Origin of the sequence: Actinomadura rubrisoli, from assembly GCF_004349215.1 — a bacterium.
Taxonomy (GTDB): domain Bacteria; phylum Actinomycetota; class Actinomycetes; order Streptosporangiales; family Streptosporangiaceae; genus Spirillospora; species Spirillospora rubrisoli.
Window position 1 is genome coordinate 1 of the sequence record NZ_SMKU01000334.1, and the last position, 10,489, is coordinate 10,489.

Below are 10,489 nucleotides of genomic sequence, written 5' to 3' on the forward strand. Positions count from 1 at the left end.
GGCGGCAGGGCCAGCGCGCCGATCGGGACGTTGACCAGCAGGATCCAGCGCCAGGACAGCGCGTCGGTGAGGAGGCCGCCGACCAGGTTGCCCGCCGTCCCGCCCGCGAGGCCCACGGCCGTCCACGCGGCGAGGGCCCGCGGGCGCACGTCCTCGGCGAAGGTCGTGGTGAGGACGGTCAGCGTGGCCGGGGCGAGGATGGCGGCGCCCGCGCCCTGGACGGCGCGGGCGGCGATCAGTGCGGCGCGGTTGTCGGCCAGGCCGCCCGCCAGGCTGGCCAGGGTGAACAGCGCGAGGCCCAGGACGAAGGTCCGGCGGAGGCCGTAGAGGTCGGCGAGGCGGCCGCCGAGCAGCAGCAGGCCCGCGAAGGCCAGGGCGTAGGCGCCCGCGACCCATTGCAGGTCGACGGGGCCGAAACGCAGGTCGTCCTGGATCGAGGGGAGCGCGACGTTCACCACCGAGACGTCCAGGACGACCATGAACTGCGCGGCGCACGCCAGGGCGAGCACCGTCCGGTCGCGTCGGGTCATGGCCACCTTCGTGATACGTCTGTATCATAATGATACATGCGTATCAGGACGCTGGTGCGAGAGGATCGAGCCGTGCCGAGAACCGCCGATCACGACGCGCGCCGGGAACAGATCGCCGACGGGCTGGTCCGCGTCGCGGGACGGGACGGGCTGCACGCCGTGACCATGCGGTCGGTGGCCGCCGAGGCCGGGGTGTCCCTGCGGCTCGTCCAGTACTACTTCGACAGCAAGGCCGAGCTCATGAACGCGGCCCTGCGGCGCCTGGAACGGCTGAGCCGCGAGCGGTGGGAGGCGCGGCTGGCCGCGCTGCCGGAGCCGTCACCGCGCGCGTTCGTCGAGGCGCTGCTGGAGGAGGCGTTACCCACCGACCCCGAGAGCCGCGCGTTCCACCAGGTGTGGACGTCCTACGCCGTCCTGTCGATCACCGACCCGTCGCTGGCGGCCCGGCCGTTCGTGGACGGGCCGGACCGCCTGGAGCGGCAGATCGCCGAGGCGCTGGACGGCGCGATCCGGCGCGGCGCCGATCCGCGGACGGAGGCCGCGCGGCTGCTCGCGCTCGTCCACGGGCTGGGGACGGGCGTCCTGGTCGGGCAGCGGAGCCCCGCGGCGGCCCTGGACGTCCTGCGGTACCACCTGGACGAGCTGTTCAGCGGCAGCGGCGCAGATCCAGGTCCGCCCGCCCACCGCGATCGACCTGGACCTTGACCGTCGAGCCGTGGCCGTGGCCGTGCGGGGTGCAGGTGAGCGTCCAGCTCTCCTTCACCAGGCCGGTCACCGGGTGCTGGCCCTCGGGCGTGAACGGCGACTCGGGACGGACCGAGGGGTTGACGTCCCACACGAAGCGGCCGCTCGGCGGCACCCGCATCGTGGACGTCAGCCGGGTCGGGACGGGCAGCGGCCGGCCGGTGCCGGGCGCCGGGGACGTCCACAGCGTGAAGCTCTTGCTGATCGTCAGGGTGGCGCCGCCGGGGGCGCGGCCCCGGATGACCGAGTGCGCGTCGCGGGACGCGGCGTTGCCGAGCGCCACCAGGAACGCGCCCCGGGCGCCCTTGCCCGCCGTGGGGCCGCTGCCGTAGTACTCGCCGATCAGGCTCTCGAACGCGGGGTGGAACGACTCGCGGCCGAACTCGAAGGTGTAGCCGAGACCGCGGGTGGCGTAGTACGACCAGTCGTTGGTCTCGCCGGTCGTCTCATAGTCGTCGCCCGACCGCATGCCGGTGTAGCCGTTCTGCGCCGACATCCGGTCGCTGAGCGCCTTGTAGGCGGTCTCGTCCGGGGTGTCGCCCTCGGCCTTGCTGAAGTAGGGGCGCAGGATCGTCCCGCCGTAGGTGTGGTTGGTGATCAGCGTGGTGACCTGGCGTGAGGTGACCAGGTCGCGGATGTTGCGCGACTCGGGCTCGGAGAACGGGCCCGCGCCGTGGTAGTCGCTCGCGCGGACGTTCGTGCTCGACCCGGTGCCGCCCCAGCCGAACCCGTAGTTGCGGTTCACGTCGACGCCGAGCTGGGCGTTCTCCGGCCGGGTGCAGAGCGGGGGAGGGGCGTCGCGGCCGTCGGCGACGCGGCAGTTCTTGCGCTTGTTCTCCAGCGCGCCGCCGCGCGAGGCGTCGAAGCCGTCCGGGTTGACCACCGGGACCAGGACGACGCGCGTGGTGTCCAGCAGCCGGGTGACGGCGCGGTCCCGCCGGTCGCCGCGGAGCAGGTCGTACCCGAACTCCATGGTCATCTCGCCGGACGGCCATTCGCGCGCGTGGTGCAGGCCGACCATGAGGAACACCGGGCGCCCGTCGCGGGCGCCGACGCGGTGGCCGATCTCGATGCCGTGGACCGGCCGTCCCTCCAGGGTCCGCTCGGGCAGCGTGAACCGGCGGACGCGGTCGGGGTGGCGGCGCGCGAGCGCGGACATCTCCGACTCGTAGTCGTCCAGCGTCCGGTAGGAGGTGCGGCCGCTGGGCAGCGGCGACCTGGCCGTCCCGGCGGCGTAGGCGCGGTCCTGCGCGCGGGTGGCGCCGAGGTCGGCGACCCGGACGCGCCAGGTGTAGCCGGCCGCGCGCAGGACCGCCGCGTCGGACGGGGCGTGCAGGACGACGTCGGCCCAGCCGGGGCCGGTGGCCTCGGTGAGGTCGAGGTCCAGCGCGGCGAGGCGCCGGGCCGCGGCGGCGTCCGGCACGCTCACCCGGACGAGCTGCTCGGCGGCCGGCCCGCCGGGGGAGGCGGACGCGGACGGGACGGCGGAGGCGAGGGCGCCGGTGAGTGCCAGCGCGGCGACGGAGGCGAGCAAGGACCGCATGAAGCACCTCTCGCGGGGGGACCGGAGGTCGCTTCATGATCCATAAGGCCGGGACGGCGCGGCACGGGCAATGTATGCCAGCGTTCGGCCCCCGGCTCCGGCCGATCTTTCCCTATCAGCCGGGCCGGTCTTCCTGCCCCGTATGCGCCTTGACGTGCACGGGCGTGCTCCGAACGGTCAAGCCGAACGGTCAGGGCCTGCGCGCCACGCCGCCGAAGGAGTCGATCGGGCGCGGCTCGCCGATCTCCGGGAAGTCCGGCCTCCACAGCGGCGTCGACACCACGCCCGGCTCCACCAGTTCCAGGCCGTCGAACAGCGCCTCGATGTACTGCGGCGTGCGGGCGTGGTACGGGACCGTCCCGGCCCGGGCGCACAGCCGGAGCGCCTCGCCGCGCGCGGTGGCCTCGGCGGGCGTCCACTCGTCGACGCCCAGCACGTTCGTCCCGTCGTTGATCGCGACGAGGCTGCCGGACGGGAGCACCTCCACCAGGCGGCGGACGATGGCGGGCGGGTCGTCCTCGTCCGGCACGTTGCCGACGATGCCGAGCAGCAGCAGGCCGACGGGCTCGGAGAGGTCGAGGACGGCCGCGGCCTGCTCGATGATGGCCTCCGGGGCGCGGACGTCGGCCTCGATGTAGGCGCACGTCCCGTCCGGGACGGCGGTGAGCAGCGCGCGGGCGTGCGTCACCACCAGCGGGTCGTTGTCCACATAGACGACCCGGGCGCCGGGGACGTCGCGCTGCGCCACCTCGTGGGTGTTGTCGACGGCGGGCAGCCCCGTCCCGACGTCGAGGAACTGCCGGATGCCCTGACCCGTCATGAAGTGCACCACGCGGACCAGGAACGCCCGGGACTGCCGGGCCACGTCGGCGATCTCCGGGTACACCTCGGCGATCCTGTCGCCGACCTCGCGGTCGATCGGATAGGTGTCCTTGCCGCCGAGCCAGTGGTTCCAGAGGCGGGCCTGGTGCGGCCTGGTGGCGTCGATCACGGGGGTCGACAGGGGCGCGCCGTCGTCCATGGGGGACCTTCCGGGAGTTCCTGACAATCTTCAACCCGTCAGAGTAATCACGTCCGTCCGGAGGGACGCCGTGCGAAACGGGCCGTGCCTGCGGCGTCGCGCGACTGTCCGGATGCGGCCACCCGCTACCGGAAAGGGGATCTCGGAGGAGCCGGAAACGGGCCGTCTGGCCGGGCAGAGACTCACTCCGGATTACGGTCGATGTTATCGCGGGTTTTGGCCGTCCGGAGGAGGATGGCCTGGGGCGTGCTCCGTTCGCCCGTCCGTGGCTGCGCCTGACGACCATATTGCGGACAGACCGTAATACGGGACGGTTTTGAAGCCCGAATCAGGGGCTCTGGGACGCCCGGTCCGATCTGGTTGGCGCGTCTGCCTGCAATGCCCGGCCGTGTCCGCCTATAGTCCTGGTGATCTTGACGGGGCGGAACTCAGTCGGGCTTGGGGAAGAGGTAGACCATTGACAGCAGAATGCCGGCGACGGCCACGCCCGCGAGCGTGAAAGCGGCCGCGCGCTTGCCTTCGTAGCGGGCTGCGCGGATGAGCAGGAATCCGCCTATGAGGAATCCCGCGGCGCCGAAGAGGCCGCCGAAGAAAGGGATGAACGCGCAAGCGATCCCGTAAACCGCGCCCATGACAATGAGCATTCCGCCCACCACGCGCAGGCGGACATGATGACCCATCTCGCTCTCACTTCCTCGCTGTGGACGGCGGACCAGATCCTGTCAGCCTTCCGACAGCGGCGCAAGAGAGCGGGCGCCGTCCCGCCGTGACCATTGATGGAAGGAGAACAGATGTCGTTCCGGGTCGAACCCGGCGCGCTGGAAACGTTCGGCACGTCCCTCGACGGGCTTTCCGGTGACGCGAAGAAGGCCAAGACCTATGTCGATTCCAGTCAGCAGCAAGTGGACGAGAAAAGCGGAGTGGTCTTCGGTTTTCTCTATACCCTGGGGGTCCTGCGCATCGGCGACGCCGTTCAGAAGAACGTCGCGCGGCTCGACGCCCTCACCGCCACGTCGGCGAAGGAACTGCACAAGTGCGCCGAGGTCTACCGGCACACGGAGAAGAAGAACGCCGAGAGGATCGACGGGATCTACCCGAAGTAGCGCCGTTTCGAAAGGGGTCACATGACCGCATCACCCGCCGCCAAGCTGGTCGCGCCGACGACGGCCGAGCCCATGCCCAAGGCCGTCGACATCACGCTGTCCCTCACCGACTTCGTCAGCCCGAGCCACTGGCTGCTGTGGGCGATCGACAAGATCTGCGGAGTGAACCCGGCGGAATGGCTGGCCAAGCAGCTCGCCGGCGACTGGGAGTCGATCTCGAAGTTCTCGTCCGCCCTTGAGCATGTGAGCGAGTTCTACACGGCCTACGCCAAGGACGTGCGGGACGGTTCCGGCGCCATGCTGAAGAGCTGGGAGGGCAACGCCGCCGACGCGTGCGGGACGTACTTCAAGAGCTTCGCGGACTCGATCGACAAGCAGGTGGCCCCGATCAAGACCGTGGCCGGGGAGTGCCAGTCGACCGCCTTCGGGGCGTGGTCGTCCGCGAAGGCCGCGGTGAGCGGCCTGGAGGCGGTCCTCGACCTGGCCGTCATGATCGCCATCGAGGCCGCCGCCTCGGCCGCCACCAGCTGGACCATCGTCGGGCCCTCGGTGGGGATGGCGCTGATCATGGCCCAGATCGGGCTGGCCATCCAGAAGTGGCTGAAGATCATCGGGTACGTCGGGCTGACCGTCGCCGCGGTCTTCGGCCTCATCGGCCTGATCAGCGGCCTGCTCGGCTCGATCCACGGGCTCGACGCCCAGCCCTTCCCCAAGGGCGCCTACGACAACAAGGTGATCTGAGGATGACGGAGTTCGACGAGACCGGCCTGCCGATGATGGACGTCGCCCGCGGCGACGAGAACGCCTCCCGGCGCGTGCGCGGCAACCTGGAGCTGCTCCGGGACAACTCCGGGGACCCGGAGTTCCGGCGCCTGGTCCAGGAGGTTCTGGACGGGCGGCGGTCACTGCGGGAAGCGACGCACGTCCCGGCCTTCGCCGCGGGGATGACCCCGCACATCGACCGGTTCAACGAGAAGTGGGAGGAGGTGATGGGCGAGGATCAGGAGGTCCTGGACGACGAGCAGGTCGAGCGGTTCAAGAGCCTCCAGGCGGAGGTGAAGAGCAAGATGGACGAGATCACGCGGAAGGTGGAAGAACTACAGCGGCTTCAGAACGACCTCCAGACCGGCGGCTGACGCGGGGAAGGCGGCTGAACTGGGGAACGATGGCTAGGCGGGCGGCGGGAGTTCGCCGCCGGCCTCGGCGGCCTGGGCGAGCCGGTCGCGGAGGGTGCGGACGAGCGCGTCGCCCTGCTCGGTGAGCCGCTCGATCGCGGGGAGCGCCAGGTCGTCGCGGACGGTGTCGGCGAGCAGTTCGTCGTACTCGTGGGCCTTCTCGGCGAGGGCCTCCAGGTGGCGGTGGGCGCGCAGCGCCTCGTCGGCCGCGCGGGCGCGCTCGGCGTAGCGCTCCAGGGCGTCCACGCGCCGCGTCACCGCCTCGACCGACGCGTCGAGCTTGTCGCGCAGCGGCCGCAGCGCCGCCTCGACCTCCGGGAGCCGCGCGGTCTCGGCGGCCTCCTCCTGCTCGGCGCGCAGCTTCGACTGCCGCGCCAGCACCTGCGCGATCTCCCACTCCTGGCGCGGCAGCGTGACGGCGTTGTCGACCGTGTCCAGCAGGCCCTCCCGGTTGACCTCCGAGTCGCGGACGGCGTCGACGGCGGCCTGGACGCGGGCGAGCATCGCCGCGCCCTCGGTGTCGAAGTCCTCGGGGGTGAGGTAGCGGTCGCGGCGCCGCTCCAGCTCCCGGGCGCGCCGCAGGTCGAGCGAGACGGACGGGGTGCCGAGCGCGACCAGGACGGCGAGCATGCCGAGGCCGAGCAGCCACAGGGAGCCGAGCAGCGGCGAGCCGAGCAGCCCGAGGCCGAGGACGGTCAGCGGGGCCAGCCACACCAGCGGTCTGCGGCGCGCGACGATCGTGTCGAGCTCGGCCCGCAGCCCGGGGTCGGCGACCGGGCGGGGTTCCACGGCGGGGTCGCCGCGGCCGCGGGCGGGCGCGACGCGCCGCCAGTAGGTGGAGACGTGCGTCTCGAACGCGAAGTCGGTGGGCGCGATCTCGATCTCGGTGGGGCCCGAGGGGAGCGGCCAGGAGCCGACCGGATCGCCGCCGCCGGGCCCGGTGAAGCGGACCCACCAGCCGCCCCGGCCGTCGTCGCATCGGTAGCGGCCCGGAGCGACGTCGATGCCGACGAAAAACGTCCCGATTCCGGGGATGGATTCATTCCACGCGCCACTGGTCACCGGCGACCTCCGACCCGACTCCTCCGCCGTGCCCCCTCGCCCGTCCGGCGAGCCGTCCTCTCGTACCAGGACTGACGTCCGGGGGACCGTAAGAGTTGCAGTACCCACTTCCGCCTCGGGAAAGTCGCGTGCCGGGCATCGGATCGCGTTTGGAATACTCCATGCGTGCGACCTGACTACGACCCTCTCGACGATCCGCCCTGGGCGATGCAGTTGGTGGTACGCGCGGAGAAGGCGGATCCGCCCGGTCACGACGCCGCGTGCGAGGCGGCGGCGACGGCGGTCGTCCGGCTGCTGGCCGATCCGCGCGTCACGGAACCCGAGGGGGAGTGGCGTGCGGCCGTCCACGAGTGGGAGTCGCGGCGGATCCGCAAGGTGACGCGGCGCGCGCGCGGAATCCGCTGGCCAGAGGTCCAGGTCCTGCCCGGCGTCACCGTCGCGCACGCGGGCGCGGAGGTGCGCGCCTTCGTGCCGGGTCCGGTGTCGGACGTCCCGTCGGAGCTGGCCAAGCTGCAGGTCGCCGGGCTCGACCTCGCCGAAGAGGAGCCCAAGCCGCCGCCGGAACCTCCCTACGCGGCGATCGCGCTCAACCCGGACGTCACGATGACCACCGGCAAGGCGGCCGCGCAGTGCGGGCACGCGGCGCAGCTGCTCCTGCGGCAGGCGGGCCGCAAGGACGCCGCGGCGTGGACCGAGGCCGGCGCGCGCGTCCACCTCACGCGGGACGTCCCCTGGCGCCGGTGCGTGAAGCACGCGACGGTCGCCGTCCGCGATGGCGGCTTCACCGAGGTCCCGCCCGGCACGATGACCGCCATCGCCTGGATCGTCCGCTGACCACTGCGGCGAGTCGCTGCCAGGGCTGTCCGCCCTGACAACAACTCGCCGCGAGTGGACGGGCGCGGTTACGGGAGTGTGACCGCTATGGGGGTGATCCCCGCCTTCTTGATGAGGGACGGCAGGCGTCCGGCGAACGGGTGGTGGTCGACGGACAGGCCCTGCGGGTTGTCGACCACGTAGCGGACGACGTCGCCGCTGCGGCGCTCGGTCCACTTCGCGCCGACCGAGCGGAGCACGGACGCGGTCTTCGCCGCGTCACCGGACCTGACCGAGACCCGGATCGGGGACTCGTAGGACGGCAGCGCCGCCGCCTCCTGCGCGGCCTTCGCGGTCGCGGACGCCTGCGGCGCGGGCGCGTTCTTCGGGTCCCTGCCGAGGATCGCGTTGTAGAGCAGCTTGGCCGTACCGTCGCTGAACGCGCGGAAGTTGGGCTCGGCGGCGAACAGCACCGAGCGGCCCTTGCCGACCGGCTGGTCCACGACGGCCGCGGTACGGCCCAGCTCCGACGCGCCGTTCTGGAAGCCGGAGACGAACCAATCGGGCGAGTCGACGGCGGGATACGACACGACGACGCCGCTGGACGCCCGGATGACCGGGTCGTAGGAGGTGAAGTTCCACGCCGTCCCGCCGACGCCCTTCGCGAGCGGGCTCCCGGCGTCCACCTTCACGCGGAACAGCGTGCCGGGGATGTCGGAGGCCGGGTCGGCCAGCGTCGCGGTGGTCAGCCCGAGGCGCGCGGCGAGCTGCGTGCCGCCCTGCCAGCCGACATACCGCCCGCCGTCGCGCGCCCACTTCTGCAGCGCGGCCCGTCCGGTGTCGCCGAGCGCGGTGTGGGCGGAGGGGGCCGGGCCGTTCGGGGCGAGCAGCACCTGCGTGCCCGCCAGCTTGCCCGCGGCCACGTCGGCCGGGGTCAGCAGCGTGTAGGGCAGCTTCCACTCGCGTTCGAGGCGGTGCCGCAGCCAGCCGACCGACTGGCGCGACGCCGACGAGGTCGTGGACAGCTGGAGGACGCCGATCTTCGGCGCGCGTCCGTCATGGCCCGGGCGCGGCGCGGGCGGCGTCGGCGCGGTCACGGCCACGGGCCGCAGCTCGGCGCCGGACGAGCCGCCCGACACGTTCCCCAGCAGCGGCATGCTCCACGCCGTCACGTCGTAGAAGTACGGGAACGGCGTGTAGGAGTCCTCGTTCAGCATGGCCTGGATCCAGTGCTTCTGGCCCTGCGCCATGGAGATCCGGTACGTCCCCGCGGGCAGAGTGGTCTTCGCCTCCGCACGCCCGTACGCCTTGAAGTCCGGGACGCTCAGCGGGCGGACGAGTCGCTCCACGCGCACGCCCATGCGCTGCAACCGCCGCACGATGACGCGGACCTCGGTGCGCTTGGCCGGGTCGTCGTCCCGCAGGAAGTAGTTCCGGACCTTGCGGTCGGGCACCGGGCGGTCGATCTGGTTCGGCGGGTTGTAGATCTGGTTGGGCTCCAGCCGCCCCGCCTTGCCCTGCTTGTAGGCGTCCACCGCCATCTGGCGCCACTCGGTGAGGATCCGGTGCCGGTTGCGCGCGGCCGCCGACAGCGTCACCCACTGGGTGATGTACTGCTCCTTCACCCGCTCCGGGTACGGGCTGCCGCCGCCCTTCTCGTACGTCATGCCGGCGGCGTGGAAGGCGGTCGTCGGAACCGTGTCCCCGTACCCCTGGTAGAAGAGGTCGTAGGTGTCGCGGTTGAAGAAGTCGATGCCCTGTCGCGTGAACTCCGCCGCCATCGCCGCGCCGTAGACGTCGTTGATCCAGCCGACGGCCTGCTCGGGCGTCTCGTGGTAGATCGGGTCGGCGTTCGGCGGGAAGAAGTACGACGTCCCGCCCATCTCGTGCGCGTCGATGTAGAGCGCGGGCGGGTACTGGCCGAGCATCGCCAGCTTTCCGTCCGTCTCCGGCTGGGTCCGCGCGAACCAGTCGCGGTTCATGTCGAAGCCGAAGGCGTTCTGCCGCGTGTTCAGCTCTCGTCCGTCCGGGTTCTGCGTGGGCAGGACGACGACGAGGGCGTTGTCGAGGACGGCCTTGGCGGCGCAGTCCGTCCGGTCGCCGAGGTCGCGCAGCACCTTGAGCGCCGCGTCGGTGCCGCTCGGCTCGTTGCCGTGCACGTTGCCGCTGACCCACAGGATCGGGACGCCGCGCTCGGCGAGCCGCCTGGCCAGCGCGTCCGGCGTGCGGGGGTCGCGCAGCCGCCCCGCCTCCCACCGCACCTTGGCCAGGCCCGCCCTGGACACCAGCTCGGGCCGTCCGACGATCGCGTACTTCAGCGGACGGCCCTGGGCGGTGGTGGCCAGCGTCCCGGAGACGACCCGCCCGCTCTTGGCGGCGACCGTCTCCAGGTACTTGTCGGACTCGGCGGCGGTGGCCTGCCGCTCACCCAGCTCGAAGCCGAGGACCTGCTTGGGGGAGGGGACGTCGCCCCGGTAGACGGGGGTGGTCCGCATGGG

Annotated in this window: 11 protein-coding genes; 5 read left to right on the forward strand and 6 right to left on the reverse strand. The window is 72.1% G+C overall.

The genetic code is table 11. The annotated features are described in order from the left end of the window. The coding region (locus tag E1298_RS38115) for an MFS transporter (RefSeq protein ID WP_131902192.1) at positions 1 to 530 on the reverse strand (530 nt) is incomplete at its 3' end. Positions 531 to 602: 72 nt separating this feature from the next. On the opposite strand from E1298_RS38115, the gene E1298_RS38120 reads away from it, so the two are divergent. Then, positions 603 to 1,235: a TetR/AcrR family transcriptional regulator gene (locus E1298_RS38120; protein ID WP_131902194.1), complete on the forward strand. Its 633-nt coding sequence runs from the start codon at positions 603 to 605 to the stop codon at positions 1,233 to 1,235. On the opposite strand, the gene E1298_RS38125 is transcribed toward E1298_RS38120, so the two are convergent. From E1298_RS38125 to E1298_RS38135, 3 genes are all read right to left on the reverse strand, one after another. Further along, entirely contained in the window at positions 1,177 to 2,817 is a 1,641-nt protein-coding gene (locus E1298_RS38125; RefSeq protein WP_131902196.1) for a M14 family metallopeptidase, read from the reverse strand. The genes E1298_RS38120 and E1298_RS38125 overlap by 59 nt on opposite strands. Before the next feature lie 190 nt (positions 2,818 to 3,007). Beyond that, positions 3,008 to 3,838 (reverse strand): SAM-dependent methyltransferase, encoded by an 831-nt coding sequence (locus E1298_RS38130; RefSeq protein ID WP_131902198.1) that lies wholly within the window; start codon positions 3,836 to 3,838, stop codon positions 3,008 to 3,010. Between the two features lie 428 nt (positions 3,839 to 4,266). After that, the gene (locus E1298_RS38135) at positions 4,267 to 4,518 is read right to left on the reverse strand and encodes a hypothetical protein (RefSeq protein WP_131902200.1); all 252 of its coding nucleotides are present in this window, start codon (positions 4,516 to 4,518) and stop codon (positions 4,267 to 4,269) included. A 111-nt stretch (positions 4,519 to 4,629) separates the two neighbouring features. Between E1298_RS38135 and E1298_RS38140 the strand changes: the two genes are divergently transcribed. From E1298_RS38140 to E1298_RS38150, 3 genes are read left to right on the forward strand one after another with little or no spacing between them, the layout of a single operon-like run. Beyond that, entirely contained in the window at positions 4,630 to 4,941 is a 312-nt protein-coding gene (locus E1298_RS38140) for a type VII secretion target (protein WP_165975871.1), read from the forward strand. 21 nt (positions 4,942 to 4,962) lie between these two features. After that, positions 4,963 to 5,682, forward strand: coding sequence for a hypothetical protein (locus tag E1298_RS38145; RefSeq protein WP_131902204.1), 720 nt, complete (start codon positions 4,963 to 4,965; stop codon positions 5,680 to 5,682). A gap of 2 nt (positions 5,683 to 5,684) precedes the next feature. Then, positions 5,685 to 6,077, forward strand: coding sequence for a hypothetical protein (locus E1298_RS38150; RefSeq protein ID WP_131902206.1), 393 nt, complete (start codon positions 5,685 to 5,687; stop codon positions 6,075 to 6,077). Between the two features lie 33 nt (positions 6,078 to 6,110). Here E1298_RS38150 and E1298_RS38155 read toward each other — a convergent pair whose 3' ends face one another. Further along, positions 6,111 to 7,178 (reverse strand): Rv1352/Rv1906c domain-containing protein, encoded by a 1,068-nt coding sequence (locus E1298_RS38155; RefSeq protein WP_131902208.1) that lies wholly within the window; start codon positions 7,176 to 7,178, stop codon positions 6,111 to 6,113. 165 nt (positions 7,179 to 7,343) lie between these two features. Here E1298_RS38155 and E1298_RS38160 point away from each other — a divergent pair, with 165 nt between their 5' ends. After that, positions 7,344 to 8,012 carry a peptidyl-tRNA hydrolase gene (locus E1298_RS38160; protein WP_131902210.1) on the forward strand — a complete coding sequence of 223 codons (669 nt, stop codon included), beginning with the start codon at positions 7,344 to 7,346 and terminating at the stop codon, positions 8,010 to 8,012. 68 nt (positions 8,013 to 8,080) lie between these two features. Here E1298_RS38160 and E1298_RS38165 read toward each other — a convergent pair. Beyond that, a partial coding sequence (locus tag E1298_RS38165; protein ID WP_131902212.1) for a M14 family zinc carboxypeptidase occupies positions 8,081 to 10,489 on the reverse strand: 2,409 nt, incomplete at its 5' end.

Coding starts and splice junctions, on each gene's coding strand:
- E1298_RS38125 (WP_131902196.1), bottom strand. CDS start 2,817: ATGCGGTCCTTGCTCGCCTCCGTCGCCGCGCTGGCACTCACCGGCGCC.
- E1298_RS38130 (WP_131902198.1), bottom strand. CDS start 3,838: ATGGACGACGGCGCGCCCCTGTCGACCCCCGTGATCGACGCCACCAGG.
- E1298_RS38135 (WP_131902200.1), bottom strand. CDS start 4,518: ATGGGTCATCATGTCCGCCTGCGCGTGGTGGGCGGAATGCTCATTGTC.
- E1298_RS38140 (WP_165975871.1), top strand. CDS start 4,630: ATGTCGTTCCGGGTCGAACCCGGCGCGCTGGAAACGTTCGGCACGTCC.
- E1298_RS38145 (WP_131902204.1), top strand. CDS start 4,963: ATGACCGCATCACCCGCCGCCAAGCTGGTCGCGCCGACGACGGCCGAG.
- E1298_RS38150 (WP_131902206.1), top strand. CDS start 5,685: ATGACGGAGTTCGACGAGACCGGCCTGCCGATGATGGACGTCGCCCGC.